Origin of the sequence: Amycolatopsis vastitatis, assembly GCF_002234595.1 — a bacterium.
Taxonomy (GTDB): domain Bacteria; phylum Actinomycetota; class Actinomycetes; order Mycobacteriales; family Pseudonocardiaceae; genus Amycolatopsis; species Amycolatopsis vastitatis.
Genome location: NZ_NMUL01000038.1, coordinates 40,732 through 67,717, shown reverse-complemented (window position 1 = coordinate 67,717; position 26,986 = coordinate 40,732). Strand labels below are relative to the sequence as shown.

Below are 26,986 nucleotides of genomic sequence, written 5' to 3'. Positions count from 1 at the left end.
GCTGCGGCGGACCGTTCAGGCCGGGAGGACGTTGATCAGGATCTTGCTGCGGGGTGTGACGAGCACGGTGTTGGTGCGCTCGGGCTGGATGCGCTCGCGCAGGTGCGTGCTCCGGTAGAGCGGAAACTGCTTGCCGCCGGCCTTGAGGAAGTGCTGCTCGTTCAGGCCCCGGCTGAGCCGGGTGAAGAGCACGACCGGGTACTCGCGGTCGGGGCGTTGCGTGCCGAAGTCGTGGGTCCAGCCCGTGATCGCGACCAGCCGTCCGCCCCGCACGTCGGCGAGGCGGCGCAGGCAGACGATGCCGAACCAGACCGCCAGGGCCAGGATCGGGATCGCCGGGCCGAGGGCGGCGACCACACCGGCCGAGGCCAGGCCCGGCCCGAACCGCGTCTCGATGGCCGTCACCGGGAGGACGACCGCGGTCACCAGCCCGGCGGCCGCGAGGACCGCGGCCACCCAGAACGTGCCGTCGAGCACTGTCTTCCGCTGGGACGGGTGGAGCAGGCCCTGCCGGTTGGCCAGCTCCACCTCCGCCTGCTCGGCCGTGGTCACTCGGACTCGCCCTCCGGGTGTTCCTTTTCGTAGGCTTCCTGGGTTTCGTGGTACCGGTCGAACTGCTCGTTCTCCTGCCGGCGTGCCTCCGTGGCGGCTCCGACGCTGTCCGCCGTGTTCCACTTCGGCACTTCGCCGTGGCCTTCACGCCACGCCTTCTGGCCGAGGAAGCTGCGGCCGTCTTCGGAGTACTTCTCGCCGAGACCTTCCACCTTCTCGCGGCCCGGCACCTTCTCCTCCGCACCCTTGGTCCAGCGGTCGGCCTTCGCGGCCACCGATTCGTCGAGGTGGGACATCCCGTGCGCGCGGGCCGCGTCCTTGAGGTCGTTCGCCTTCCGCTCGATCTTCGCGGCGGTCTCGACACTCTGGTCCACGATCCGGTCGGCGCTCTTCCCGGCCTTCTTCAGCGCGTTCGCCGCCCCTTCGAGCGCCGCCTTCGACTTGCCCGCGCCCTTCGCCAGGCTCTCCAGCTTCTCGACGATCTTCGCGATCCGCGTGCTGATCTTCTCCGCGAGCACCCCGCCCTCGATCACCGTGTCGGCGATGAACGCGGCGATCGTGCCGCCGAAGGTGCACCACGACGCCGCGAGCGCGGCCAGCGCCTTGACGATCAGCTCGCCGACGAACGACGAGATCATGTCGCGGATCAGCCCGCGCTCGGTCCCGACGAGGGCGGCACCGACGTTCATCGCCGTCGACGCGCCTTCGGCGTGCGACGCGGCCCCGCGCAGGACGCCGACGTAGCTTTCGGCCGTCCGCTGGTAGGCCTCCGCGGACCCGCAGTCGCTGAACGACTCCTGGACCTTCTTGGCCTTCTGCTCGTAGCTCTCGGCCGTCTCGGTGAGCTGCTTGGCGATGTTCGTCCAGGTCACGGCCTTGGCCGTGATGGCCTCGGGCTTGCCGGCCAGCTTGTCGAGGCCGTCCTTGAGGAAGCTGATGTGCTCGATCAGCCAGCCGACGCCGGCGCTCGCCAGGGTGCCGAGCGGGTCCATCGCCGCGCCGAGCAGGTCGAGGGCATCGGTGCCGACGTCCATGGCGAGGTTGCCCCAGTCGCCGTTGCGGGCGTCGGTGAGCGTCGACGCGGCGTCGTTGAAGATGCCGGCGCCGCCGGTCTGCGCGTTGACGTTGTCCAGCTCGCCCTTCGAGCCGTCGCCCATGCCGCTCCAGAAGCCGCCCGGCGACTCCGCCGTCGCGACCAGCGGGTTCTCCTGTGTCTCGGTCATGCCGGCAGCTCCTTGCCGATGCCTTCGATCAGGCCCTTCGTGTTCTGCTCGTGCTCGCTGAACGCCGTGTGCGCGGTCTTCACCCGGTCCGCGACCTCGTGGCCGGCCTCGACGGCCGCGGCGAGGAAGCCGTCGGCCGTGGTCAGCCAGATCTGGATCGGGATCGCGAAGACCTGCCCGACCAGCCCGAACGCGTCGAAGTCGAGGGCCTGCGCGGTGCCCGCCGCGTCGAGCGCCTGCTGGACCTTGTCCGCGATCTCCCGGATTTCGTCCTCGTGGCCGCCGAGGGCGTCGAGGTCGAGCTTCATCGCCATCACAGCCCCCGGCGCAGGATCGGGCCGCCGAAGTCCTCGTCGTCGTCCGGGCGCGGCCGGGCGGGACGGGCCGGCGGTGTCTTCGGAGACGGGGGCGTTTCCTGCTGAGTTTCGGTGAATTCCCAGCGCGGTGGCGCGGGCGCTTCTTCTTCGGGCAATTCGGGCGCGGGGATCTGTTCCTGAAGGAATTTCATGGCGTCGCTGTCGGGGCCGATCACCGGGGCCATGACGCTCGTCAGCTGCTGGGCCGCCTGCACCTGGGCCCGCTTCGCGGTGGCCACGACGCTCGCCGCCAGCCGGGCGCGCGGCAGCTCGTCCGCGCGCGGGCCGAAGGTGAGTTCCTGCAGCGCACCGCTGGTGTTGACGGTGACCGTGACGGCGCCGTCCGGGCTCGTGGCGGTCGCGGCGATGCTCATCAGCCGAGCCTTCGCCTCGGCCGCGCGCCGGGCGATTTCGGGCATTCCGGCCGAAGCGGGTTCAATGCGGTTCACGGCGACCTCGGGAGTCAGGGAGGGCATGCGGATGAGAGGCAGCAAACCGCTTTTCGGTTCCCCCATCAACCCGAAAATTCACGACGAGAACCGCGCATGGGAATCCTTTTGCGTGCCCTTTACCTCGCCGTCCGCGGACGGCGTTGAGCGCGACCGGCTCAGGCTTACGTAAACTCGGGTCGGGCAGCGAACGAGGTAGGTGGTGAACCGGTGGCCAACGCGGAGGAACGCCGCTTCGACGTGCTGCGCGCGATCGTGGCCGACTACGTGTCCAACCAGGAACCGGTCGGGTCCAAGGCGATCGTCGAGCGGCACAACCTGGGTGTGTCGAGCGCCACGGTGCGCAACGACATGGCGACGCTCGAAGAAGAGGGGTACATCACGCAGCCGCACACCAGTGCCGGCCGCGTCCCGACCGACAAGGGCTACCGCCTCTTCGTCGACCGGCTGTCGGAGATCAAGCCGCTGTCGGCCGCCGAGCGCCGCGCCATCACCACGTTCCTCGACAGCGGCACCGACCTCGACGACGTCCTCCGCCGCTCGGTCCGGCTGCTCGCGCAGCTGACCCGGCAGGTCGCCGTCGTGCAGTACCCGATGCTGACCAACGCCAAGGTCCGGCACCTCGAGGTGGTGCCGCTCACCCCGGCGCGGCTGATGCTGGTGCTGATCACCGACAGCGGGCGCGTCGACCAGCGCACGGTCGACCTCGGCGACGTCGTCACCGAGGAGGACGTGGCCAGGCTGCGGACCGTGCTCAACGCGGCCATGTCCGGACGGCGGCTCAACGAGGCCGCGGCGCGCGTCGCCGAGCTGCCCGACAAGTCGCCCGGCGAGCTGCGGGACGCGCTCATCCGCGTCACCACGGTGCTCGTCGAGTCGCTGGCCGAGCACCCGGAGGAACGCCTGGTACTCGGCGGCACCGCCAACCTCACCCGCAACGTCGCCGACTTCCCCGGCTCGCTGCGCCAGGTCCTCGAGGCGCTCGAGGAACAGGTCGTCGTGCTCAAGCTGCTGGCCGCCGCGCGCAACCCCGGTGCGATCACGGTCCGCATCGGTGAGGAAAATGAAGACGAGCAGATGCGCAGCACCTCGGTCGTCTCGATCGGCTACGGCCGCGACGACGTGGTGCTCGGCGGCATGGGGGTGGTCGGCCCGACCCGGATGGACTACCCCGGCACGATCGCCGCGGTGCGCGCGGTCGCCAACTACGTGGGGCAGATCCTGGCCGGCCGCTGAGCCGGGCAGAGCAGAAGGAGAAGCAGAGACGGTGGCGAGGGACTACTACGGCATCCTCGGGGTGGCCAAGAACGCGAGCGATCAGGAGATCAAGCGCGCGTACCGGAAGCTGGCCCGGGAGCTGCACCCCGACGTCAACCCGTCGGAAGACGCGCAGCACAAGTTCGGCGAGGTCACGACGGCCTACGAGGTGCTGTCCGACCCGCAGAAGCGCAAGATCGTCGACCTCGGCGGCGACCCGATGGACGGCGGCGCGCGCGGCGGGGGCGGCGACCCGTTCGCCGGTTTCGGCGGCCTCGGCGACATCATGGACGCGTTCTTCGGCGCCGCCGGCGGCGCGGGCCACGGCCGCGGCCGTGGCCCCCGCAGCCGCGTCCAGCCCGGCTCCGACGCCCTCATCCGGCTCGGCCTCACCCTCGAGGAGTGCGCCACCGGCGTCGACAAGGAAATCGCCGTCGACACGGCCATCGTCTGCGACCTCTGCCGCGGCGCGGGCACCAGCGAAGGCACCTCGGTCAAGACCTGCGACACCTGCGGCGGCGCCGGCGAGGTCCAGTCCGTCCAGCGGTCCTTCCTCGGCCAGGTCGTCACCGCCCGCCCCTGCCCGGTCTGCCGCGGCTTCGGCGAGGTCATCCCCGACCCCTGCCGCCAGTGCGGCGGCGACGGCCGCATCCGCGCCCGCCGCAACGTCACCGCGAAGATCCCGCCGGGCGTCGGCGACGGCATGCGGATCCGCCTGTCCGGCCAGGGCGAAGTCGGCCCCGGCGGCGGCCCGGCGGGCGACCTCTACGTGGAGATCGACGAGACCCCGCACGAGGTCTTCGTCCGGCAGGGCCACGACCTGCACTGCAACTTCCGCATCCCGATGACCACCGCCGCCCTCGGCGCCTCGGTACCCATCTCGACCCTCGTCGACGGCGACTACCAGCTCGACATCGAACCGGGCACCCAGCCCAACGCCGAACTGGTCCTCACCGGCAAGGGCATGCCCCGGCTGCGGTCCTCCGGCCGCGTCGACGGCCGCGGAGACCTCCACGTCCACATCGACGTCGCCGTCCCCACCAAGCTCGACGAAGCCCAGCGCGAACTCCTCGTCGAACTCGCCCAGCAGCGCGGCGAGGAAGTCCCCACCCTGGCCTCCAACGGCACGAAGCACGGCGGGCTGTTCGGCAAGCTCCGCGCCAAGAACCACCGCTGAGCCGTGCCCGACACCACCCTGCCGGTCTTCCTCGCCGCCACGGTCCCCGCCTCCGGGCGCACGACCCTCGACGGCGAGGAAGCCCGGCACGCGGCCACCGTCCGCCGCCTGCGCATGGGCGAACGGCTCGTCCTCTCCGACGGCGCCGGCACGATGGCCCGCTGCGTCGTCGACGCCGTCCAAGCCGGCCGCGACCCGCTCCTGACCCTCACGGTCGAGGAACACTGGACCGAGGAGCCACCCGCCCTGCGCGTCCACGTCGCCCAAGCCCTCGCCAAAGGCGACCGCGGCGAACTCGCCGTCGAACTCGCCACCGAAGCCGGCGTCGACGCCATCGTCCCCTGGCGCGCCACCCGCAGCGTCGCCAAGTGGGAAGACGGCCCCCGCGCCGAAAAAGCCCTCACCCGCTGGCGCGCCACCGCCCGCGCCGCCGCCAAACAAGCCCGCCGCGCCCACGTCCCCGACGTCACCGAACCCGTCACGACCGCCGAACTCGCCGGGCTCACGGCGACGATGTCCCTCACGATCGTCCTGGAGTCCGACGTCCCCGACCGGCTCACCGACCTGCCCCTGCCCGCCACCGGCGACATCCTCCTCGTCGTCGGACCCGAAGGCGGCATCACCGACGACGAACTGGCCACCCTCCGGCAGGCCGGAGCCAGACCCGTCCGCCTCGGCACGACCGTCCTCCGCACCTCCACGGCCGCCGCCGTCGCCCTCGGCGCACTCGGCGCCCTCACCAGCCGCTGGCACTGAGAGATCAACCGAAAAAAACACCCGATTTTGCGCCCAGTTATGGCGCGATCACGCTCCGACCGGTTACTCTCGTTAATTAACGCGCCACCCACCGTTTCGGCGCGCCACTGGGAAGACACGGACCCCGCCGGGCACCTCCCCCCTCGGTCCGGCGGTAGCCGCGGCAGCGGTAGATCGACCCCCAGGGTCTACCGCTCCCGCGGCGTCTTCCGCTTCTACGACGTCTCAGTCGCTTCGCTCCTTGCAGACGCCGCTTTCGCGTTCGTTGTGTTTTCTGGGGGTCAAACCCCCAGACCCCCAGCCGGGGCGAGCCCCGGACCCCCGCGACTTCCGCTGGTTGTCTCGTTGGGTTGGGCGGGTTTCCTTGCTCGGCGGCCTTCGGCCCCTCGCTCCGCGTTGGTTGGCGTCTTCTAGCCCCCTTCGGGGCCCCTTTGAGGGCAGGGTTGTGAACGGCACGCTGCGGGATGACTTGCGCTCCGCCCAGACCCCTCCCACCGCCCCGATCCGAAGCCTGCACGCGGACGGTAGTGCCGGGTCAAGGCACGCTTTCCCGCCTTGACGCGGTACTGCCGTCCGTTGTCACAATCCGGCTTCGGGGTGGTGGGTTGATGAGCTGTTGAACCTTCGTGGACCTGAGTCGATAGGGTTTGGGCATGGCTGAGGATGAGACTCTGTTCGAACGGATCATTGGTGGGGAGATCCCTGCTGACGTTGTCTATCAGGATGAGGCCACCTTTGCCTTTCGGGATATTCGGCCGCAGGCTCGGGTTCATGTGCTTGTTGTTCCCCGGAAGCGGTACCGGAATCTGGGGGAGCTTGCTGCCGCTGATCCGCAGCTGCTTGCCGACGTTGCGCTGAGTGCTCGGAAGGTTGCCGAGATCGAGGGGGTGTTGGAGAGTGGGTATCGGGTTGTCTTCAACACCGATGGGGATGCCGGGCAGACCGTCTTTCACGTCCATGCCCACGTTCTCGGTGGGGAGCCGCTGGGGTTGTTCGGGGCTCCTGAGGAGGACTAGGCGAAACCCGTCTGCGTTCTGTCGGTGGGTGCCAGTAGCATCGGTGGGGTCCGTAGTCCCTCACCGAGAAAGCAGGGCCGAGGCCACGTGGCCGGAACCGTACCGGGTGGAGCCGCCCGACCCGACGTCCCCGGGGACGTCGCCAAGACCGAGGATGCCGCCGTCCAAGCTGCGCAGTCCCGGTTCCCCATCCCCGATGCCGCCGCCCTCAGCCTGCTCGGCTCCCGCGACGAGAACCTGCGCGTCGCCGAGGAGCTCCTCGGCGCCGACGTGCACGTTCGCGGCAACGAAGTCACCCTGACCGGCACGCCTGCCGACGTCGCGTTCGCCGAACGCGTCTTCGCCGAGCTCGTGCAGCTCGCCGACGGCGGCCAGCAGGTCGGGCCCGACACCGTCCGCCGCACCGTCGGCATGCTCTCCACCGGCGACGCCTCGCCGGCCGAGGTCCTCAGCCTCAACATCGTCTCCCGCCGCGGCAAGACCATCCGGCCCAAGACGCTCAACCAGAAGCGCTACGTCGACGCCATCGACAAGCACACCGTCGTCTTCGGCATCGGCCCCGCCGGTACCGGCAAGACGTACCTGGCCATGGCGAAAGCCGTCCAGGCCCTGCAGGCCAAGCAGGTCACGCGCATCGTGCTGACCCGCCCGGCCGTCGAGGCCGGCGAGCGCCTCGGGTACCTGCCCGGCACCCTGAACGAGAAGATCGACCCCTACCTGCGGCCGCTGTACGACGCGCTGCACGACATGGTCGAGCCCGAGTCGATCCCGCGGCTCATGCAGGCCGGCACCATCGAGATCGCGCCGCTCGCCTACATGCGCGGCCGGACGCTGAACGACGCCTTCATCATCCTCGACGAGGCCCAGAACACCACGCCCGAGCAGATGAAGATGTTCCTCACCCGGCTCGGCTTCGGGTCCAAGATCGTCGTCACCGGCGACATCACCCAGGTCGACCTGCCCAGCGGGCAGCGCAGCGGCCTCCGTGTCGTCCGCGACATCCTCACCGGCGTCGAGGACCTCCACTTCGCCGAGCTCACCAGCCAGGACGTCGTCCGGCACCGGCTCGTCGCGAGCATCGTCGACGCCTACGAGAAGTGGCAGGCCGTGCAGGACGCCCAGCAGACCGACGGCTGGAAGGGCAACCGGCGGTGAGCATCGAAATCGCCAACGAGTCCGGCGTCGACGTCGACGAGACGTCCATCGTCTCCGCCGCGCGCTACGCCCTCGACAAGATGGAGGTCAGCCCGCTCGCCGAGCTGTCCATCCTGCTGGTCACCCTCGACGTCATGGAAGACCTCCACGAACGCTGGATGGACCTGCCCGGGCCCACCGACGTCATGGCCTTCCCGATGGACGAGCTCGACTCCTCCCGCCGCCCGGACGCGCCCGACGCGTCCCCGGCGCTGCTCGGGGACATCGTGCTCTGCCCGGCGTTCGCCAAGGACCAGGCCAAGACCGCGGGCCACTCGCTCATCGACGAGCTGCACCTGCTCACCGTCCACGGCTGCCTCCACCTGCTCGGCTACGACCACGCCGAACCCGCCGAGGAACGCGAGATGTTCGCCCTCCAGAAGCGCATCCTCGCCGAGTACCAGGAGGCCGTCGCCGCCCTGGAGAAGCGGGACGCCCAGCGCAGCACCGACGACCGCGTCCTCGGCATCGCGGGGCTCGACGCCGCCGCCGAACCACCGGCCGGGGAAACGCCCTAGGCGCCAGCCATGGACCAGCTCCTCTTCGCGATCGCGCTCGTCCTGCTGGCCGGCGTGTTCGCGGCGGCCGACGCGGCCATCAGCAGCGTCTCGCAGGCCCGGGCCGAAGGACTCGCCCGGCTCGGCCTGCCCGGCGCGAGCCACCTCGCCGCCGTCGTCGCCGAACGACGGCGGCACATCAACCTGCTGCTCCTGCTCCGCCTCGGCTGCGAGCTCACCGCGACCGTGCTGGTCACGGTGTTCGTCGGCACCCGGCTGGCGCCCTTGGGCCTCGCCGTGTTCGTCGCCGCCGTCGTCATGGTCGTCGTCAGCTACGTCCTCATCGGCGTCGGCCCCCGCACCCTCGGCCGCCAGCACCCCTACCGCATCGGGCGCTACGTCGCCGGGCCCGTCCGCGTCCTCGGCTCGGTCCTCGGCCCGCTGTCCCGGCTGCTCATCCTCATCGGTAACGCCATCACCCCCGGCCAGGGCTTCCGCGAAGGCCCGTTCACCTCCGAGGTCGAGCTGCGGGAGCTCGTCGACCTCGCCCAGGAACGCGGCGTCGTCGAGGACTCCGAACGCGAGATGATCCACTCGGTGTTCGAGCTCGGCGACACCGTCGCGCGCGAGGTCATGGTGCCGCGCACCGAGATCGTCTGGATCGAGCGCACCAAGACCGTCCGGCAGGCACTGGCGCTGGCCCTGCGCACCGGCTTCACCCGGCTGCCGGTGATCGACGAGTCCGTCGACGACATCGCGGGCGTCGTCAACATCAAGGACCTCATGGCGGCCTACCTCGACCCCGACGGGCCGAGCACGCTCGTCACCGCCGTGATGAACCCGGCCTCCTTCGTCCCCGATTCCAAACGGCTCGACGAGCTGCTCAAGGAGATGCAGCGCTCGCACAACCACATGGCGATCGCCGTCGACGAGTACGGCGGCACGGCGGGCCTGCTGACCATCGAAGACGTCCTCGAGGAGATCGTCGGCGAGATCACCGACGAATCCGACGGCGACGAGCGCCCCGAAGTCGAGGAGCTCGACGACGGCGCCGTCCGCGTGTCGTCCCGGATGAGCGTCGACGACCTGGGCGAGCTGTTCGCCATCGACCTCGAAGACCACGACGTGGAGACCGTGGGCGGGCTGCTCGCGGAACGACTGGGTAGGGTCCCGCTGCCGGGGGCCGAAGCCGAGGTCGCCGGCCTTCGGCTGTTCGCCGAAGGGGGCAAGGACCGGCGCGGCCGCATGCGCATCACCACCGTGGTCGTGCACCCGGCCGACGCCGAAGCGATGACGGACCCCGTCGACCGGACGCGCCGCCGGACCCGCCTGCCCCACCCCGACGAACGCGACAGGAGCGTCGAACATGCCTGACCTCGAGGCCGACGACCAGAAACTGGTCACGCTGGCCCGGTCTTCGCGCGCCCGCATCCAGGCCGCCGAAGGCGCCGCGGTCCGCGACACCGACGGCCGCACCTACGCCGCCGGCACGGTCGACCAGCCCTCGTTCAAGCTCACCGCGCTCCAGGCCGCGGTCGCCGCCGCCCTCTCCAGCGGCGCCGAAGGCATCGAAGCCGCCGCCGTCGTCACCGACCAGGGCCTGCTCAAGGGAGCGTCCGTGCACGCGGTTCGCGACCTCGCGAAGTACGCGCCGATCATCCTCGCCGACCCGAACGGCGAAGTCCTCGAGGTGCTCACCCGATGACCGAGCACCGCTCCGGCTTCGCCTGCTTCGTCGGCCGCCCCAACGCCGGCAAGTCGACGCTCACCAACGCCCTCGTCGGCACCAAGGTCGCGATCACCTCCAGCAAGCCGCAGACCACCCGGCACGCCATCCGCGGCATCGTGCACCGCGAGGACGCCCAGCTCGTCCTCATCGACACGCCCGGCCTGCACCGCCCCCGCACCCTGCTCGGCGAGCGGCTCAACGACATCGTCCACACGACGTGGTCCGAAGTGGACGTCGTCGGCTTCTGCGTGCCGGCGAACGAGAAGATCGGCCCCGGCGACAAGTTCATCGCCGCCGAACTCGCGAAGATCGCCAAGCGAACCCCGGTGATCGGCATCGTCACCAAGACCGACCTCGTCCAGCCCCAGCAGGTCGCCGAGCAGCTGCTCGCCCTGCAGGAGGTGATGGAGTTCGCCGAGCTCGTCCCAGTGTCCGCAGTGGACGGATTCCAGGTCGGCACCCTGGCCGACCTGCTGGTCCAGCGGCTGCCCGAGGGCCCGCAGCTCTACCCCGGCGGCGAGCTCACCGACGAACCCGAGCAGACCCTGGTCGCCGAGCTGATCCGCGAGGCCGCGCTGGAAGGCGTCCGCGACGAGCTGCCGCACTCGATCGCCGTCACCGTCGAGGAGATGCTGCCCCGCGAAGGCCGCGACGACCTGATCGACGTGCACGCGTTCCTCTACGTCGAACGCCCCAGCCAGAAGGGGATCATCCTGGGGCACAAGGGCGAACGGCTGCGCGAGGTCGGCGCGACCGCCCGCAAGCACATCGAGCGGCTGCTCGGCTCGAAGGTCTACCTCGACCTGCACATCAAGGTGGCCAAGGACTGGCAGCGCGACCCCCGCCAGCTCCGCCGGCTCGGCTTCTGACCTGCGAGTTCCCCCGGCGGAAGAATTCCTGATCTCATTTCGGTCGCGGCGGGAGGAAACGCCGGACGCGCGGCCCTCCGGCCCCCTACAGTCGCGGCTTCGACCACACCGCGGCCGGTCGGGGCGGCAGCGGACCCGGTGGTCGTCCAAGGAGCACGACGAAGGGGAACAACCGACCATGACCGACAGCCAGGGCATGCCCAACTACCCCGGCGACCAGCCGAACCAGCCCGGTGGGCAGCCGAACTACCCCGGCGGTCAGCCGGGTGGCTACCAGCCGGGGCCGCCGCCGAGCAACAACCTCGTCTGGGCCATCCTCACCACCCTCTTCTGCTGCCTCCCGTTCGGCGTCGTGTCGATCGTGCAGGCCGCGAAGGTGAACGGGCTTTGGGCGCAGGGCCAGCACGCCGCGGCGCAGGAGACCGCCAACTCCGCGAAGAAGTGGGCGATCATCTCCGCCTGTGTCGGCGTCGCGTGGATCGTCCTGGTGGCCATCCTCTCGTTCGCCGGCGTCTTCACGTTCGGCACCACGCCGCGTTACTGACGTAGCCGAGCAGCAGGAGGACCCCGGTGACCGACCAGTACCCGCCGCCGTACCCGCCCCCGGGCGGGCCGCCTCCCGGCTATGGCTACGGCTACCCGCCCCCGAACTACGGGCCGCCGCCGGACAACAACATGGTGTGGGCGATCCTGACCACCGTGTTGTGCTGCCTGCCCCTGGGTGTCGTCTCGATCGTGAAGTCCAGCCAGGTCAGTTCACTCTGGTTCCAGGGCTACCACGCCGAGGCGCACAAGGCCGCCGCCGACGCCCGCAAGTGGGCGATGTGGTCGGCCATCGCGACGGGGATCCTCCTGCTGCTCTACGTCGTTTTCTTCGTCGTTCTCGTCGGGACGGCGGCGTGGTTGCCGAGATGACCACCGCGACCGTCTACACGGGAATCCCCGCCCGCGGCGCGAAGGCCAGGCTGCGGGCGCTCGCGCCGCCGCTGGCCGTCGTCGCCGGGCTGGGCGTCTGCTGCGCGGTCGTCTGGGCCGGCGACCCGACCACCCCCGGCGGGTTCCTGCCGGTGTGCCCGACCAAGGCACTCTTCGGCATCGACTGCCCGGGCTGTGGCGGCATGCGGATGGCCTACAGCCTGATGCACGGCGACATCCCGGCGGCCCTGCACTACAACGCCGTGTCCTTTGTGGTCGTGCTCCTGTTCGTGTGGAGCATGGTCGCGTGGACCACCGGACGGCTGCGCGGGCGCGCGGTGATCAGCTGGCTGCACTGGCGCTGGACGCCCCTGGTTTTTTCCGTGGTGTTCGTCGTCTGGTTCGTCATCCGCAACCTGCCGTTCGCGCCGTTCACGGCCCTGCACGTCTGATTCGGACGGTCGGGAACCGGCGCGCCGGTTCCCGCGTCGGAGCCACGCGTGCGATTCACCCGGACAGCTGATGCCTGGGCAGCGCGGCCGTACCCGAACGGAGTACGCTCCCGCGGACCGCGCCGTACGCACGGGTGTGCGGCGGAGTTGACCAGCGAGGGGGAGACCCAATGACCGATCCCTACGGCCAGCAGTCCTTCGGGCAGCAGCCCGGCGGCCAGCAGCCGTTCGGACAGCCGCAGCCGGGCCAGGCGCCGTACGGCCAGCCCGGGCCCTACGGGCAGCAGGCACCGTTCGGGCAGCCCGCGCAGTTCGGCCAGCAGGGCAGTCCCTTCGGTCCGCCGCGGAACTACGCGAACTGGGGGCAGCGCGCCGGTGCCTACCTGATCGACATCTCCCCGGTGCTGGTCCTCGACCTCCTGGCGCTCGTGCTGACGGCCAGCGGCGCGCGGACCGTCGGCGGCCTCCTGTACGGCCTCGGCGCGCTCGCGGGCCTGGGCTGGTCCATCTACAACCGGTGGATCCAGCAGGGCAACACCGGCCAGTCCCTCGGCAAGCGCGTCCTCGGGATCAAGCTGGTCTCCGAGCAGACCGGGCAGCCGGTCGGCGTGGGCACGGCCTTCCTCCGCGACCTCGCCCACATCGCCGACGCCCTGCCCTGCTACCTCGGCTTCCTGTGGCCGCTGTGGGACGACAAGACCCAGACGTTCGCGGACAAGATCGTGAGTTCCGTGGTGGTGCAGGCCGACGCGTCGGCCGCTCCCGGCCAGGCCCCGTTCGGCCAGCCGGGCGCACAGCCGTTCGCCGGTGGTTACCCGCCGCCGGGCCAGCAGCCCGGCCAGCCCGGTCAGTTCGGCCAGCCGCAGTCCGGCGGCTTCGGCCAGCCCGCCCCGGGCGGGTTCGGTCAGCCGCCGTCCTCGGGTGGCTTCCCGCAGCAGCCGTCCTCCGGCGGGTTCCCCCAGCAGCCGCCGTCCGGTGGGTTCGGGCAGCCCCCGCAGCAGGGCGCGTTCGGCCAGCCGCCGCAGCCCGGTGGCTTCGGGCAGCAGCCGCCCACCCCGCCGCCGGGTGGCCCGGCCTTCGACGAGCAGGCGGAGCGCACCCAGATGCTCCGCCCGGACGCCGGCGGCGGATCCGCCTTCGACGAGCAGGCCGAGCGCACCCAGATGCTGCGTCCGGAAGGCCAGGGCGGGGCCGGGGAAACCCAGAAGCTCCAGCCGGGCCAGTACGGGCAGCAGCCGCCGACCGACCAGCCGCCGCAGCACTGACAGTCGGTCCCGCACACCGCCGGGGTTGCCCGGGGGAAGTTCACTCATAGTTGGGGTAGAAGTTCATGACCAATCCCTACGGCCAGCAGCAGCCCTACGGTCAGCAGCCGCCGCAGCCCGGTTACGGCCCGCCGTCCGGCGGCATGCCCGCGCCCTACGGCCAGCCCGCGCCGTACGGCCAGCCGCCCACCGGCGGTTTCGGCGCGCCCGGCTACGGTGCCCCCGGCTACGGCGGTCCCGGCCGCGACATCAACGCCATCAAGGAGTACAAGGGCTGGGCGATCGGCTGCATCTTCCTCATGTGGATCCTCGCGATCTTCGCGATCATGAAGTCCAACGAGGTCAAGACGTACAAGATGCAGGGCAACTACGCGATGGCGGAGCAGGCCTCCAACACCACGCGCACGCTCTGCCTGATCGCCACCATCATCGGGGCGCTGGGCTGGATCTTCGCGATCATCATGATCATCGTCTCGATCACGGCGGTCGCGTCCATCCCCTCGTACTGCTCCACCTACTCCTGCTGAACCCGGGTCGGTCCACCCCGGCATCGCCCGACAGTGGGACGATGTCGGGGTGGTGAACCTCTACCGCGACACCGGGGTGGTGTTGCGCACGCACAAGCTGGGTGAGGCCGACCGGATCGTCACCCTGCTCACGCGGCGGCACGGCAAGGTCCGCGCCGTGGCGAAGGGCGTGCGGCGCATCTCGTCGCGCTTCGGGGCCCGGCTGGAGCCGTTCGGCCACGTCGACGTGCAGTTCTACACCGGGCGCACGCTCGACGTCATCACCCAGGTCGAGACCGTGGACGCGTTCCAGCTGCCACTGGTCGCCGACTACCAGAGCTACACCGCGGCCAGCGCGATCGCCGAAACCGCGGACCGGCTCTCGGCCGAAGAGGGCGAGCCGGTGCTCAAGCTGTACCTCCTCGTCGTCGGCGCGTTGCGCGCGCTCGCCGCGGGGGAGCGCGACTCCTCCCTGGTGCTCGACGCCTTCTTCCTCCGCGCGATGTCCTACGCCGGCTGGGCGCCCGCGCTCACCGAGTGCGCCCGCTGCGGCCTGCCGGGCCCGCACACCGCGTTCAGCGTCGCCGCCGGCGGTTCGATGTGCCAGGACTGCCGCGTCCCCGGCTGCGTGCACCCCGCCCCGGAGGTCCTGGACCTGCTCACCGCCCTCCTGCACGGCGAATGGCCGCTGGCCGAGTCGACCCTGCCCGGCACCCGCCGGGACGCGAGCGGCCTGGTCGCGGCGCACCTGCAGTGGCATCTGGAACGCCAGCTCCGGTCCCTTCCCCTGGTCGAGCGACGCCCCCGGCAGGCGGCGGTGATATCTGCGGCTTCGCCCCGAGCCGGGGGCTCCGCCACCCGAACCCCCGAAAGATAGGTGGTGTCCGGGCAGTAGGGTCGGACCCGATCGGTTTCACCCATCCAGGGAGGCTCCCAGTGCTGCGCAGGGGACGCGAGAACAAGGCGTCGCGATCCGAGCTGCGGGCCCCGGATCCGCACCCCTCCGGCGCCAAGCCGCCGGAGATCCCGCGCGAGCTGGTGCCCAAGCACGTCGCGCTGGTCATGGACGGCAACGGCCGCTGGGCCAACCAGCGCGGCCTGCCGCGGATCGAGGGGCACAAGCGCGGCGAAGCGGTGATGATCGACGTCGCGAGCGGCGCGGTGGAGCTGGGCGTCAAGTGGCTCTCGGTGTACGCGTTCTCGACCGAGAACTGGAAGCGCAGCCCCGAAGAGGTGCGGTTCCTGATGGGCTTCAACCGCGACACCATCCGCCGCCAGGTCGACTACCTCGGCTCGATCGGCGTGCGGATCCGCTGGGCCGGGCGGCGGCCGAAGCTGTGGACCTCGGTCATCAAGGAGCTGCAGGCGGCCGAGGAGAAGACCAAGCACAACACGGCGCTGAACATGACGATGTGCGTCAACTACGGCGGCCGCGCGGAGCTCGGCGACGCCATGCGCCGGATCGCCCAGGACGTCGCCGACGGGAAGCTGAACCCGGACAAGGTGAACGAGAAGACGATCGGGAAGTACCTGTACCAGCCGGACATGCCGGACGTGGACCTCTTCCTGCGGCCCTCGGGCGAGCAGCGGACGTCGAACTTCCTGCTGTGGCAGTCGGCCTACGCCGAAATGGTCTACCAGGACACGCTGTTCCCGGACTTCGACCGGACGCACCTGTGGCGCGCCTGCCTGGAGTTCGCGAAGCGCGACAGGCGCTTCGGCGGCGCTGTCGATCAGGCGGCTTCTTCGTGAGCGCAACCGAAGCGGCCGAGACCGCGGAGCTGCTGACACAGGCGAAGGACGCTCTCGAGCGTTACCTCGAGGTCCGCGTCGACGACGACGGGGCGCTGACGTTCTCCCACGGCGGCGTGCCGTGCGTGATCCAGGCGACCCGGCTCGGCGAGGGTCTCACGGTGCTGACGCTGACCTGCGTGGTCGGCTGGGACCTGGCGGACGCGCCCGAACTGTCGATCGCGGTCGCCGAGCGGGCGGGGCAGGGACTGTTCGGGACGCTCGGGGTCGGCCACTCGGACAACGGCGTCGACGTCACGCTGCGGTACGCGTTCCCGGCCGCGGGGCTGGACCCGGCCGCGCTCGGAACGCTGCTGATGCTGGTGGTGTCGACGGCTTCGCAGCTGCGGACCGAATTGCCGGGGATCCTGCCGGAGTAGCCGCCGGCCGTCGGAGGTCAGGAACGACTCGTTCATGACCTCCGACGACAGGAAAGAGTCGTTCATGTCATCGGGAAACCCGCCGGCGTGGCCGAATTTTCGGCGCGAACGGCGAACCAGGGGCCAAAACGGACCGTAATCCGCCGTTCGCGGCCCGTGCGGATGCCGTCCTGCCGGACGGCCCTGGCATCATCGCCGTCGTGGACACTCTTCCCGACACCGCGGCCGAGCCCGGCCGGCGCACCCGTCGCCGGTTCCGGATCAGCTCGGTCGAGGTGCTGTGCGCGATCCTGCTGATCGCGATCCTCGGCCAGGACCGGCTGCAGCAGCTGTTCGACGTGCCGGCGCTGCGCACCGGCTCGACCGTGTTCGTCGCGGTCTGCGTGCAGGCCCTGCCCTTCCTCGTGCTGGGCGTGCTGATCAGCGGGGCCATCGCCGCGTTCGTGCCCGCCCGCGTGCTGGAGAAGGTGCTGCCTCGCCGGGCCGGTGCGGCCGTCGGCGTCGCCGGGCTCGCCGGGGTCGCGCTGCCCGGCTGTGAGTGCGCCTCGGTTCCCGTGGCGCGGCGGCTGATGGGGCAGGGCGTGGCGCCCGCCGCGGCGCTGGCGTTCCTGCTCGCGGCTCCGGCGGTCAACCCGGTGGTGCTGGTGGCCACCGCGGTCGCCTTCCCCGGCAAGCCGGAACTCGTGCTGGCCCGGTTCGCCGGCTCACTCGCCACGGCGATGGTGATGGGCTGGCTGTGGGCCCGCTTCGGCAAGCTCGAATGGATCACCGCCCGCGCCCTGCGCCGGCTCCCCGAGGTGGCGGACGGGCAGCGGTGGCGGGTGTTCGCCGAGACCGCGCGGACCGACCTGGCCGAGGCGGGCGGTTTCCTGGTGCTGGGCGCGCTGATCTCGTCGGCGCTGAACGTGCTGGTGCCGTCGAAGTGGTTCGGCGTGCTGGGCGACCAGATCGTGCTGGGCGTCGTCGTGATGGCGGTGCTCGCGGTCGTGCTGGCGCTGTGCAGCGAGGCGGACGCGTTCGTGGCGGCGTCGCTGACCGCGTTGCCGCTGCTGCCGAAACTGGTGTTCCTGGTCGTCGGCCCGGCGGTCGACGTCAAGCTGTTCGCCCTGCAGGCGGGCACGTTCGGCCGGTCGTTCGCGGTGCGGTTCGCGCCCGCGACGTTCGTGGTGGCGGTGGCCTGCGCGGTCGTGGCCGGGGTGCTGGTGGGGGTCGCGTGAAACGGGAGACTCAGAACATCCTGCTGATCCTGCTCGGCGGGGCGCTGGTCAAGATCGCGGTCAACGGCGACTACCTGCGGTACGTCAAGCCGGCGCAGCAGCCGTGGATCATCACCGGCGGCCTGGTGATGGTGGTGCTGGGCGCCGTCGCGATCGTGCGTGACGTGCTCGCCGCGCGGGCCGCCACGGCCGCGGTCCCGCCGGACGACGGCCACGGCCACGAGGAGGACGGCCACGCGCACTCGGCCCGGCCGGCCTGGCTGCTGCTGGTGCCGGTGCTCGCGGTGTTCCTGATCGCCCCGCCCGCGCTGGGGGCGGACTCGGTGATCCGCACCGAGGCGCGGGTGCCGGCGAGCGCGGCCGCCGCCAACTCCGCGGCGTTCCCGGCGCTGCCGGCGGGGAACGTGGTGACGTTGCCGGTGAACGAGTTCGTCAGCCGCGCGGGCTGGGACAAGGCGGGCACGCTCAACGGCCGTACGGTCTCCCTGACCGGGTTCGTCGTGCACACCGGCGGCAGCACGCTGCTGGCCCGCCTGGTGATCAGCTGCTGCGCGGCGGACGCCTTCCCGGTGACGGTCCGCCTCCGCGGCGGCGAAGCCGACCACCTCGCGAGCGACGCCTGGATCCAGGTGACGGGCCAGGTCGTCCCGGGCACGGCGACGAGGGACAACAGCTACACGCCGGACTTCACCCCGGCCTCGCTGACGACCGTCCCGGCCCCGAAAGACCCCTACGAATACTGAGGATCGGGCCGGCTCGCGTACCTGGACGGCCGGCTCGCGTACCCGGAGGGTCGGATGCCGAGCCGACGGTCCAGGTACGCGAGCCGACCGTCCCGGCGCTGACATTCGTCCAAGACCGGCGGCAGGTGGCGCCCCTACTGTCCGGCGCATGGTCAGTCACGACTTCGCCCACGGGATGCACGTGGTCCGCGAAGGCCCACGCGAGGCACCGCCCCTCGTGCTCATCCACGGATCAGGCGCCTCGGGTGCCTCATGGGACCTGGTGGCGGGGGCCCTCGCCGCCTGCCACCACGTCATCCGGGTCGACCTGCCCGGGTGTGGCCAGTCCCCGCCCGCGCCCTCGTACGAGGTGCCCGCGCAGGCCGGCCGCGTGGCCGCGTTGCTCGACGACCTCGGGCTGCGGCAGGTCGCGGTGGCCGGGCACTCCAGCGGCGGCTACGTAGCCACCTCGCTCGCGGAACAGCGCCCCGGCCTGGTGCGGTCGCTCGCGCTGATCAGCACCGGCCCGAGTCCGGGGGCGCTCCTCCCGCAGCCGCTCGTCCTCCGGGCTCTGCTGGCCCCGCCGCTCGGCCCGCTTCTCTGGGCGAGGCGGTCGGACGCGATGATCCGCAAGGGGATCGTCGCGACGACCGCGCGTCCGGTGGACATTCCGGCCGGGATGATCGCGGACCTCGGGAACATCACCTACCGCACGTTCCGGAAAGTGTTGCGCGGCAACGCCGCGTACGTCGCCGAGCGGAGCGTGCCCGGCCGTCTCGCCGGTCTCGGGCACCCGGTCCTGGTGATCTTCGGCGCGGCCGACCCGCGGTGGGACCCGTCGTCGGCCCATCGGTACGAAGCGGTGCCGGACACGCGAGTCGAGCTGCTGCCCGGCGTCGGGCACCTGCCGATCCTCGAAGCACCCGAGACCACCGGCGAACTCCTGCTGCGCTTCACGGCGACGGCGGGGAACGCCCCGCCGGTGCGTCCCCCGGCCTAGGCTGCTGCTGTGCTTTCGGTCGGCGGATCACCCGCCTGGACGTGGGCGGACGTGGACATCGCCGTGCCGCGTCCGCCGGGCCTGCTGCCGGGGATCGCCATGGCCGGGTTCCGGCAGCGGGTCGCCGGGCCGGTCGAAATCGCCATGGTCGCGCACCCCTCCGTCACCCTGCTCGTCGACCTGAGCGAGGGCGGGGGCGTCGTCCGCGACGCCGGTGGGCGGCGCGAGCGCGGCAGTTTCGCGGCCGGGCTGCTCCCGGGCCGGGTCCGGACCGGCGGGCGCGGTGGCGAGTGCCTGCAGATCCGGTTGTCGCCGGTGGCCGCGGCCGCGGTGCTCGGCGCGTCGGCCGAGCTCACCGGCGGCGTGGTGGCCCTGGACGAGGTCTGGGGCCGCGACGCCGGGCAGCTCGAGGAACGGCTGCGCACCGCCTCTTCGTGGGACGAACGGTTCGCGGTCGCGGCGGACGTCCTCGGCCGGCGTGCCGGGGGCCGCCCGGTCGAGCCGGAGGTCGCCCACGCCTGGCGGCGGACGGTCACCGCCCGGGGGCGCGTCCGGGTCGAGGGCCTGGCGGAGGAGGTCGGGTGGAGCCGCAAGCGCCTGTGGTCCCGGTTCCGGGTCCAGCTCGGGGTGACGCCCAAGAAGGCCGCGCGGCTGGTCCGCTTCGACCACGCGGCGCACCTGCTGGCCGCAGGTCACGCGGCCGCGAGCGTGGCGGCGCGAAGCGGTTACGCCGACCAGTCGCACCTGCACCGCGAGGTCATGGCGATGACGGGAGCCACGCCGGCGGCCGTGGCGGCCGCCCCCTGGCTCGCGATCGACGACGTGGCCTGGCCCGCAGCCCCGCGGACCTGATGCTCCGGCCGGGGCCTCAGTGCTCGGCGCAGGTGCCGGTGATCTCGACCGTGTGGGAGATCTCCGAAAAGCCGTGCTCGGCCGCGATCTTCTCCGCCCAGCGCTCCACCGCCGGTCCCTCGACCTCCACCGTGCGGCCGCACAGCCGGCACACCAGGTGATGGTGGTGGTGGGCCGAGCAACGGCGGTAGATCGCTTCGCCGGAGTCCGTGCGCAGCACATCGATCTCGCCGGCTTCCGACAGCGACTGCAGGGTGCGGTACACCGTCGTCAGCCCGATGCCGTCGCCGCGTTTGCGCAGCTCGTCGTGCAGTTCCTGGGCCGAGCGGAAGTCGTCGACGGTGCTCAGCAGCTCGACGACCGCGGCCCGCTGCTTGGTCGATCGGCGCCCGGGCACCGGCGCCTGGCTGCGTTGTGCGGCAGATTGTGCGGCAGGTTGTGCGGCAGGTTGTGCGGCAGGTTGTGGGGCTACGGCGTTCATCGCTTTCCTTCCTGCACGTGGGCGACGGCGTCGACGACGATGTGCGCCAGGTGGTCGTCGGCGAGCCGGTAGACGACTTCGCGGCCGCGGCGCTCGCCCTGGACCACCCCGGCGGTCTTGAGGACCCGCAGGTGCTGGCTGATCAGCGGCTGCGCGACGTCGAGGGCGTCCACCAGCTCGTGCACGCACCGGTCGGCCACGCGCAGCTGCAGCACGATCGCGATCCGGACCGGCGCCGCCAGGGCGCGCAGCAGGTCGCCCGCGTCGGTCAGGACCGACGGGGACGGGTGCGCCGGCGCCGCTTCGGCCGCCGGCGCGCACTCCGCGAGCCCCGGCTGGGCGCCACTCCCGGTGACCGTCGCCATTCCCGCCTCCACGCTGCTCGTCCGCCGTCCGCGACCATGAATTCCGTAGTCATTGCCGATAACGGTGCCGCCCATCCTAGTGTTCCCCCGTCCGGGAGCCCCGGCCCGGCGCCGAGCTGCGGGGTACGGCTGGTCGTATTACCCCGTTCGGGTGAGTTCGTGGGATATTGGCTCTGCGGCTTCGCATGTCGTGGCCGACGGTGCAAGGTAGTCGCGGAGCGTTTCGTCGCTCGCGGCCGCCCGAAGAAAAGCAGTGGGGAGACATGACGCGTTTCGTGACTAAGGCAGCCGCCCTGACGGCCGTGCTGTTCCCGCTGGTCGGGGCCGGGTTGGCGGGTGCGCAAACCCAGGCGGTCGACGAGAAGACCGGGCCGGTCTCGTTCGCGAACATCGCGTCGGTGCGGATCGGCGACGAAGGCCAGCACGGCGGCGCCCTGATCACCGAAACGCAACGTTCACCGCTGCTGCCCGGCCAGTCGAAGCTCGGCGCGGACCGCGTCTCGGTCCCCAAGGACGACGGCGAGCGGGCCACCTTCGGCGGGCACTACCAGATCGACCTCGGCCGCTACAGCGTGTCACAGGATCCGTACCCGCCGGGCGTCGCGAGCCGGGACCACAACGTCGTCGCCGCGTTGCAGGCCACCACCGTGCCCACCGCCGTCGCGGAGACCAACTACGCGCTGCGTGACAACTGGCAGGGCGGGGCGAAACCGGCCGACAACACCGTGCTCGTGCTGGAAGGCGCCAAGACCGCGGTCGACTGCACCGGGCCCGCCAAGCTCTCCGGCACGTCGTCGGTGACGCGGCTGTGGGTGCGCCAGGGCGGCGCGCTCGGCATCGTCCCGATGCCCGGCGGCACCGCCGGCCTGCAGCTGAAGAACCTGCGGCTCGGCCCGCCCGGCGACATCACCGGCGCCGACAAGGAGACCACCCTTTCGGACCTCAAGCTGACCCGCGTCGCCGGCTTCGACCAGCTGATCCGCCAGGACGGCTGGCGCGGGGGCGACTTCACCGCCGTCGCCGGCTGGCGGGCCGAGATCACCACCCACGTCAAGGACGCCCAGGGCGCCGCGCTGCAGGACGTGCGGACCACGATCGTCCTCGGCGGGGTCAGCTGCTCGGTCCCGAAGGGGTTCGTCGCCAGGGCGGCCGGCCCGGCGGGCGGCACGACCGCCACGCAGGCCGCCGTGCCGACACAGGTGCCCGCCGGCTACCTCGGCGCGGCCGCGCCCGACACCGGCGGTGACGGCTCCCGCGTCCCGCTCGGCATCGGCCTGCTTTTCGGCGGCGTCTTCTTCGCCGCGGTCGCCCTCCTGCTCGGCAGGCGGCGCAAGACCGGGACGGACTAGGTGCTGCGCACCGCGCTGGCCGCCTTGGCGGCGGCGCTGGCCGTGGCCGCCTTCGCGGCCGGGATCGTCGTGCTGACCTGGCTGCCGCCGACCGCCACGCCGACGGCGGCGGCCCCGCCGCCCGGCGCGCTGCCGGGGGAGAACGCGGCCCCGGCCGTGCTGCCCGCCGACAGCGAGTCCGCCGCGCAGCAGCGGCCGGGCACGGTCCGGCTGCCCGGCGGCGCCACCGCCCGGCTGGTCCGCACCGAGCTGACCGACACCGGCGTGCTGCCGATCCCGCGCGGGCTCGGCGACGCCGCCTGGTGGGGCGCCAAGCTGGGGGCCGGGCAGGGCGCCGCCCTGCTGTCGGGGCACGTGAACTGGGAGGGCACGCGCGGGCCGTTCGACGAGCTGTGGCGGATGCGCGACGGCGACGAGGTCAGCGTCGTCGACGCGAGCGGCGGCCGCTGGGTCTACCGCGTGGACGACATCGTCACGGTGCCGAAGGAGACGCTGCCCGCCCAGGCCGCCCGGTGGTTCGGGCAGGACGGCCCGCACCGGCTGGTGCTGGTGACCTGCGGCGGCGACTACGTCGGCGGCACCGAGGGGTACGACGAGAACCGCCTGGTGACGGCCAGGCTGGTGACGCGCCCCGCCGGTTAGCGGGTTCGGTGCAACCTCCTTCGCCCGTCGCGGCATGTGTGCCTGTGAGGTGGCCACGAAAGCGAAGGAGCACAAGCCCATGCAGGAGCAGAGCCCGGCGGAACCGAAGAAGGGCCCCGGCCGCTGGTGGATCGTCGGCGTCGCCGGCGCGTTCGTGGTCGCGGCGATCGTCGCGACCCTGCTCGTGTTCACCGGAAAGGATGAACCCGCGGTCGCGAACGGCACCGGCGGGCCCGTGCCCGCCGCCAACCAGCCGGCCGCCCAGGACGCCAAGGCGGAGACCGGCAAGGCGCCCGCGCGGCTCGCGCTGCCCGGCGGCGGCACCGCGAAGCTGGTCCAGGAGGACCTCGACGCGAACGGCGCCCTGAAGATCCCCGAGGGCCTCGACGAAGCCGCCTGGTGGGGCGCGGAGCTGGGGGCCGACCACGGCGTCGCGCTGCTGTCGGGGCACGTGAACTGGAAGGGCAAGAAGGGGCCGTTCAACGAGCTGTGGCAGGTCAAGCAGGGGCAGGAGGTCAAGCTGACCGACGCCGCGGGCGGCGCGTGGGTCTACCGCGTCGACGCGACCGAGACCATCCACAAGTCGGAGCTGGCCGGGCGCTCGGAGCAGCTGTTCTCCCCGGACGGGCCGCACAAGCTGCTGCTGGTCACCTGCGGAGGCGAGTACGTCGGCGGCAGCGAGGGGTACGAGGACAACCGCGTCGTGACCGCGTCGCTGGTGTCGCGGCCGTAGGCTCACCTGCGCGAAATGCGGTGGGTCCCGGCGGATACCCTGGATGTTCCAAGTCCTGACCGTCCCCGCAAGTTCCCGGAGCGTGGAGTGCCCACGAACACCATCGATACCGTAGTCAGCCTGTGCAAGCGCCGTGGTTTCGTCTTCGCCAGCGGAGAGATCTACGGCGGTACCCGCTCGGCGTGGGACTACGGACCGCTCGGGGTCGAGCTCAAGGACAACATCAAGCGCCAGTGGTGGAAGACCGTGGTGCAGGGCCGCGACGACGTCGTCGGGCTCGACTCCTCCGTGATCCTGCCGCGCCAGGTGTGGGTCGCCTCCGGGCACGTCAACGTGTTCACCGACCCGCTGATCGAGTGCCTCTCGTGCCACAAGCGGTTCCGCGCCGACCAGCTCGCCGAGGAGTACGCGGCGCGCAGCGGCAAGGAGACGACCGAGGACGACCTGTCCGACGTGCCCTGCCCGAACTGCGGGACGCGCGGCAAGTACACCGAGCCGCGGGACTTCAACATGATGCTGAAGACCCACCTCGGCCCGGTGGAGTCCGAGGAGGGCCTGCACTACCTCCGCCCGGAGACCGCGCAGGGCATCTTCGTGAACTTCTCGAACGTCCAGACGACGTCGCGGATGAAGCCGCCGTTCGGCATCGGCCAGATCGGCAAGTCCTTCCGCAACGAGATCACGCCGGGCAACTTCATCTTCCGGACGCGCGAGTTCGAGCAGATGGAGATGGAGTTCTTCGTCGAGCCGGGCGAGGACGAGACCTGGCACCAGTACTGGATCGACGAGCGCACGAAGTGGTACACCGACCTCGGCATCAAGGCCGAAAACCTGCGCCACTTCGAGCACCCGAAGGAAAAGCTTTCGCACTACGCGAAGCGCACCGTCGACATCGAGTACCGGTTCGCGTTCAACGCGGGCCAGGAGTGGGGCGAGCTGGAGGGCATCGCCAACCGCACCGACTTCGACCTGACCACGCACTCGAACCACTCGGGTCAGGACCTGTCGTACTTCGACCCGACGTCGAAGCAGCGGTACCGCCCGTTCGTCATCGAGCCGGCGGCCGGTGTCGGCCGGTCGATGATGGCGTTCCTGATCGACGCCTACTACGAGGAAGAGGTGCCGAACGCCAAGGGCGGCACCGACAAGCGCGTGGTGCTGAAGCTCGACCCGCGGCTGGCGCCGTTCAAGGCCGCGGTGCTGCCGCTGTCGCGCAACGCCGACCTCACGCCGAAGGCGAAGGCCGTCGCGGACCTCCTGCGCAAGCACTGGAACGTCGACTTCGACGACGCCGGCTCGATCGGCAAGCGGTACCGCCGGCACGAGGAGATCGGCACGCCGTACTGCGTGACGGTCGACTTCGACAGCCTGGAGGACAACGCCGTGACGGTCCGCGACCGCGACACGATGGCCCAGGAGCGCGTCGCGATCGACAAGCTGGAGTCCTATCTGGCCGGCCGCCTGATCGGCTGCTGAGCCACCCGGGGCCCGGGTACCCCTGACACCTGTCACGGTCAGGTCGTGACGCACGGTCTGGGGACCCGGGCCTTCCGGGCGGCAGCCTGGGGGCATGCGAGAAACAGACACCCAGGCGGTGGCGGCGGGGGCCGCGGTCCACCTCACCGGCCTGCGGAAGCACTACGGTGACGTCCACGCGGTCGACGGCGTCGACCTGACGATCGCCCCGGGCGAGGTGGTCGCCCTGCTCGGCCCGAACGGGGCGGGCAAGTCCACCACCGTCGACATGATCCTCGGCCTGACCAGCCCGGACGCCGGTGAAGTGCGCGTGTTCGGGCGCAAGCCGATCGACGCCGTCCGCGCCGGGCTGATCGGCGCGATGCTGCAGGGCGGCGCCCTGATGGACGACCTGACCGTCGGTGAGACCGTCGGCATGGTCGCGGCCCTGCACCGCAAGCCGATGCCGGTGGCCGAGGCCCTGCGCGCCGCCGGGGTCGAGGAGCTGGCCGGCCGCCGCGCGAACAAGCTGTCGGGCGGGCAGAAGCAGCGCGTGCGCTTCGCCGTCGCCCTGGTCAGCAACCCCGACCTGCTGATCCTCGACGAACCGACCGCCGCGATGGACGTCGGAACCCGGCGCGAGTTCTGGCAGTCGATGTACTCGTTCACCGAGTCCGGCCGCACGGTCCTGTTCGCCACGCACTACCTCGAAGAGGCCGAGGAGTTCGCCGACCGCGTGGTGCTGATGCGCCGCGGCCGGATCGTCGCCGACGGCTCGGTGGCCGAGGTCCGCGCGCTGGCCGGTGGCCGCACGCTGCGCGCCGCCGTGCCGGGCGCCACCGACGCGGTGATCGCCGGGCTGCCCGGCGTCAAGGAGTTCGAGCTGCGCGGCGACCGTGTCGCGATCTCCAGCAGCGACTCCGACGCCACGCTGTGGGCGCTCAAGGCCGCGGTGCCGGGCGTGCGCGACGTCGAGATCAGCGCCGTCGGCCTCGAAGGCGCCTTCCTGTCCCTGACCGCCGACGAGACCGCGGAGCCCGTGCGATGAACGCCACCTACCTGCTCACCGAGATCCGCCGGAACTTCCGGGCGCCGCGCTTCCTGGTCTTCGTGGTCGCGTTCCCGGTCCTGATGTTCCTGTTGCAGGCCAACGTCTTCACCAAGACCAGCGACCCGGACCACGTGAAGATCGCCGCCATCGTCATGATCAACATGATGACGTTCGGGACGTTCGCCGCGGCCAACACCAGTGGCGCCCGGCTCGCCCTGGAGCGCGCGCTCGGCTGGCAGCGGCAGCTGCGGCTGACCCCGCTGACCGGCTTCGGCTACCTCGGCGGCAAGGCGCTGTCCGGGATGCTCGTCGGCCTGCCCGCGCTGATCCTGGTGCCGCTGCTGGCCGTGACCGTCGAGGGCGTGCGCCTGGACGCGGCGGGCTGGGCCCGGATCTTCGCCGGCATCTTCCTCGGCACGCTCCCGCTGGTCCTGCTCGGGCTGCTGATCGGGCAGTTCGGCACGCCGGACTCGATGCAGCCGATCACCATGCTCGTCACCCTCGGCATGGGCTTCCTCGGCGGCCTGTGGATCCCGCTGGAGACCATGCCGGGCTGGATGCACGACCTCGCGCAGATCATGCCGACGTACTGGGTGCTGCAGGTGGTGCGGCCCGCGGTGACCACCGACATGGTGGTGTCGCTGCCCCACGCCGTTGGCGTGCTCGCGGCGTGGACGGTCGTCCTGGGGGCGCTGGTGATCAGGCGTTACCGTAAGGACAGTGCCCGCGTCTGAG

33 protein-coding genes are annotated in these 26,986 nt (G+C 71.4%); 27 read left to right on the top strand and 6 right to left on the bottom strand.

Features of this window, described 5'->3' with window-relative positions; all coding sequences use genetic code 11:
• Window positions 1-15 precede the first annotated feature (15 nt).
• Genes CF165_RS31700 through CF165_RS31685 form a run of 4 tightly spaced genes read right to left on the bottom strand, consistent with a single transcriptional unit; the run spans window position 16 to window position 2,646 of the window.
• Window positions 16-552 (bottom strand): hypothetical protein, encoded by a 537-nt coding sequence (locus tag CF165_RS31700; RefSeq protein WP_093951257.1) that lies wholly within the window; start codon window positions 550-552, stop codon window positions 16-18.
• The gene (locus tag CF165_RS31695; RefSeq protein WP_093951256.1) at window positions 549-1,775 is read right to left on the bottom strand and encodes a PPE domain-containing protein; all 1,227 of its coding nucleotides are present in this window, start codon (window positions 1,773-1,775) and stop codon (window positions 549-551) included. The genes CF165_RS31700 and CF165_RS31695 overlap by 4 nt, the downstream gene beginning before the upstream one ends.
• On the bottom strand, window positions 1,772-2,089 hold the full coding sequence (locus CF165_RS31690) for a type VII secretion target (RefSeq protein ID WP_093951255.1): 318 nt from the start codon (window positions 2,087-2,089) through the stop codon (window positions 1,772-1,774). Before CF165_RS31690 ends, CF165_RS31695 begins: the two co-directional genes overlap by 4 nt.
• Window positions 2,089-2,646, bottom strand: a complete 558-nt coding sequence (locus CF165_RS31685) for a YbaB/EbfC family nucleoid-associated protein (RefSeq protein WP_240521908.1) — start codon at window positions 2,644-2,646, stop codon at window positions 2,089-2,091. The genes CF165_RS31690 and CF165_RS31685 overlap by 1 nt, the downstream gene beginning before the upstream one ends.
• Before the next feature lie 144 nt (window positions 2,647-2,790).
• Between CF165_RS31685 and hrcA the strand changes: the two genes are divergently transcribed.
• From hrcA to CF165_RS31580, 21 genes are all read left to right on the top strand, one after another.
• Complete coding sequence (hrcA, locus tag CF165_RS31680; RefSeq protein ID WP_093951254.1) at window positions 2,791-3,816, top strand: heat-inducible transcriptional repressor HrcA; 1,026 nt, start codon at window positions 2,791-2,793, stop codon at window positions 3,814-3,816.
• Between the two features lie 31 nt (window positions 3,817-3,847).
• Entirely contained in the window at window positions 3,848-5,014 is a 1,167-nt protein-coding gene (gene dnaJ / locus CF165_RS31675) for a molecular chaperone DnaJ (RefSeq protein ID WP_093951253.1), read from the top strand.
• Window positions 5,015-5,017: 3 nt separating this feature from the next.
• The gene (locus tag CF165_RS31670; protein ID WP_093951252.1) at window positions 5,018-5,770 is read left to right on the top strand and encodes a 16S rRNA (uracil(1498)-N(3))-methyltransferase; all 753 of its coding nucleotides are present in this window, start codon (window positions 5,018-5,020) and stop codon (window positions 5,768-5,770) included.
• Window positions 5,771-6,423: 653 nt separating this feature from the next.
• Window positions 6,424-6,786, top strand: coding sequence for a histidine triad nucleotide-binding protein (locus CF165_RS31665; RefSeq protein WP_093951251.1), 363 nt, complete (start codon window positions 6,424-6,426; stop codon window positions 6,784-6,786).
• Between the two features lie 87 nt (window positions 6,787-6,873).
• Window positions 6,874-7,941: a PhoH family protein gene (locus CF165_RS31660; protein WP_093951250.1), complete on the top strand. Its 1,068-nt coding sequence runs from the start codon at window positions 6,874-6,876 to the stop codon at window positions 7,939-7,941.
• Entirely contained in the window at window positions 7,938-8,498 is a 561-nt protein-coding gene (gene ybeY / locus CF165_RS31655) for an rRNA maturation RNase YbeY (RefSeq protein WP_093951249.1), read from the top strand. The genes CF165_RS31660 and ybeY overlap by 4 nt, the downstream gene beginning before the upstream one ends.
• Window positions 8,499-8,507: 9 nt before the next feature.
• A complete protein-coding gene (locus CF165_RS31650) occupies window positions 8,508-9,851 on the top strand; it encodes a hemolysin family protein (RefSeq protein ID WP_093951248.1) in 1,344 nt (447 codons plus the stop codon).
• On the top strand, window positions 9,844-10,182 hold the full coding sequence (locus CF165_RS31645) for a cytidine deaminase-like protein (RefSeq protein WP_093951247.1): 339 nt from the start codon (window positions 9,844-9,846) through the stop codon (window positions 10,180-10,182). The genes CF165_RS31650 and CF165_RS31645 overlap by 8 nt, the downstream gene beginning before the upstream one ends.
• On the top strand, window positions 10,179-11,075 hold the full coding sequence (gene era / locus CF165_RS31640; protein WP_093951246.1) for a GTPase Era: 897 nt from the start codon (window positions 10,179-10,181) through the stop codon (window positions 11,073-11,075). The genes CF165_RS31645 and era overlap by 4 nt, the downstream gene beginning before the upstream one ends.
• 178 nt (window positions 11,076-11,253) lie before the next feature.
• Window positions 11,254-11,619 (top strand): CD225/dispanin family protein, encoded by a 366-nt coding sequence (locus CF165_RS31635; RefSeq protein WP_093951245.1) that lies wholly within the window; start codon window positions 11,254-11,256, stop codon window positions 11,617-11,619.
• Between the two features lie 26 nt (window positions 11,620-11,645).
• Complete coding sequence (locus tag CF165_RS31630; RefSeq protein WP_093951244.1) at window positions 11,646-11,990, top strand: CD225/dispanin family protein; 345 nt, start codon at window positions 11,646-11,648, stop codon at window positions 11,988-11,990.
• Complete coding sequence (locus tag CF165_RS31625; RefSeq protein ID WP_093951243.1) at window positions 11,987-12,442, top strand: DUF2752 domain-containing protein; 456 nt, start codon at window positions 11,987-11,989, stop codon at window positions 12,440-12,442. Before CF165_RS31630 ends, CF165_RS31625 begins: the two co-directional genes overlap by 4 nt.
• Window positions 12,443-12,612: 170 nt before the next feature.
• Window positions 12,613-13,707 (top strand): RDD family protein, encoded by a 1,095-nt coding sequence (locus CF165_RS31620; RefSeq protein WP_093951242.1) that lies wholly within the window; start codon window positions 12,613-12,615, stop codon window positions 13,705-13,707.
• A gap of 65 nt (window positions 13,708-13,772) precedes the next feature.
• Window positions 13,773-14,234, top strand: coding sequence for a CD225/dispanin family protein (locus CF165_RS31615; protein ID WP_093951241.1), 462 nt, complete (start codon window positions 13,773-13,775; stop codon window positions 14,232-14,234).
• Between the two features lie 49 nt (window positions 14,235-14,283).
• On the top strand, window positions 14,284-15,090 hold the full coding sequence (gene recO / locus CF165_RS31610) for a DNA repair protein RecO (RefSeq protein WP_093951240.1): 807 nt from the start codon (window positions 14,284-14,286) through the stop codon (window positions 15,088-15,090).
• Between the two features lie 59 nt (window positions 15,091-15,149).
• On the top strand, window positions 15,150-15,965 hold the full coding sequence (locus tag CF165_RS31605; RefSeq protein WP_093951239.1) for an isoprenyl transferase: 816 nt from the start codon (window positions 15,150-15,152) through the stop codon (window positions 15,963-15,965).
• Window positions 15,962-16,384, top strand: a complete 423-nt coding sequence (locus CF165_RS31600) for a YbjN domain-containing protein (RefSeq protein ID WP_093951238.1) — start codon at window positions 15,962-15,964, stop codon at window positions 16,382-16,384. Before CF165_RS31605 ends, CF165_RS31600 begins: the two co-directional genes overlap by 4 nt.
• 200 nt (window positions 16,385-16,584) lie before the next feature.
• On the top strand, window positions 16,585-17,601 hold the full coding sequence (locus tag CF165_RS31595; protein WP_167441616.1) for a permease: 1,017 nt from the start codon (window positions 16,585-16,587) through the stop codon (window positions 17,599-17,601).
• On the top strand, window positions 17,598-18,344 hold the full coding sequence (locus CF165_RS31590) for a TIGR03943 family putative permease subunit (protein WP_093951236.1): 747 nt from the start codon (window positions 17,598-17,600) through the stop codon (window positions 18,342-18,344). The genes CF165_RS31595 and CF165_RS31590 overlap by 4 nt, the downstream gene beginning before the upstream one ends.
• Window positions 18,345-18,492: 148 nt before the next feature.
• Window positions 18,493-19,323: an alpha/beta fold hydrolase gene (locus CF165_RS31585; protein WP_093951235.1), complete on the top strand. Its 831-nt coding sequence runs from the start codon at window positions 18,493-18,495 to the stop codon at window positions 19,321-19,323.
• Window positions 19,324-19,332: 9 nt separating this feature from the next.
• The gene (locus tag CF165_RS31580; RefSeq protein WP_240521886.1) at window positions 19,333-20,175 is read left to right on the top strand and encodes a helix-turn-helix domain-containing protein; all 843 of its coding nucleotides are present in this window, start codon (window positions 19,333-19,335) and stop codon (window positions 20,173-20,175) included.
• Window positions 20,176-20,191: 16 nt separating this feature from the next.
• On the opposite strand, the gene CF165_RS31575 is transcribed toward CF165_RS31580, so the two are convergent.
• Complete coding sequence (locus CF165_RS31575) at window positions 20,192-20,572, bottom strand: Fur family transcriptional regulator (RefSeq protein ID WP_020645751.1); 381 nt, start codon at window positions 20,570-20,572, stop codon at window positions 20,192-20,194.
• A gap of 80 nt (window positions 20,573-20,652) precedes the next feature.
• A complete protein-coding gene (locus tag CF165_RS31570) occupies window positions 20,653-21,021 on the bottom strand; it encodes an ArsR/SmtB family transcription factor (protein ID WP_093951233.1) in 369 nt (122 codons plus the stop codon).
• A 263-nt stretch (window positions 21,022-21,284) separates the two neighbouring features.
• Here CF165_RS31570 and CF165_RS31565 point away from each other — a divergent pair, with 263 nt between their 5' ends.
• From CF165_RS31565 to CF165_RS31540, 6 genes are all read left to right on the top strand, one after another.
• Window positions 21,285-22,370 carry a hypothetical protein gene (locus tag CF165_RS31565; RefSeq protein ID WP_093951232.1) on the top strand — a complete coding sequence of 362 codons (1,086 nt, stop codon included), beginning with the start codon at window positions 21,285-21,287 and terminating at the stop codon, window positions 22,368-22,370.
• Complete coding sequence (locus CF165_RS31560) at window positions 22,371-23,012, top strand: class F sortase (RefSeq protein ID WP_093951231.1); 642 nt, start codon at window positions 22,371-22,373, stop codon at window positions 23,010-23,012.
• A 79-nt stretch (window positions 23,013-23,091) separates the two neighbouring features.
• The gene (locus tag CF165_RS31555; protein ID WP_093951230.1) at window positions 23,092-23,745 is read left to right on the top strand and encodes a class F sortase; all 654 of its coding nucleotides are present in this window, start codon (window positions 23,092-23,094) and stop codon (window positions 23,743-23,745) included.
• A gap of 87 nt (window positions 23,746-23,832) precedes the next feature.
• Entirely contained in the window at window positions 23,833-25,221 is a 1,389-nt protein-coding gene (locus CF165_RS31550) for a glycine--tRNA ligase (RefSeq protein WP_093951229.1), read from the top strand.
• 94 nt (window positions 25,222-25,315) lie between these two features.
• Window positions 25,316-26,248, top strand: coding sequence for an ABC transporter ATP-binding protein (locus CF165_RS31545; protein WP_205661021.1), 933 nt, complete (start codon window positions 25,316-25,318; stop codon window positions 26,246-26,248).
• Complete coding sequence (locus CF165_RS31540; protein ID WP_093951227.1) at window positions 26,245-26,985, top strand: ABC transporter permease; 741 nt, start codon at window positions 26,245-26,247, stop codon at window positions 26,983-26,985. The genes CF165_RS31545 and CF165_RS31540 overlap by 4 nt, the downstream gene beginning before the upstream one ends.
• The last annotated feature ends 1 nt before the right edge of the window (window position 26,986 follow it).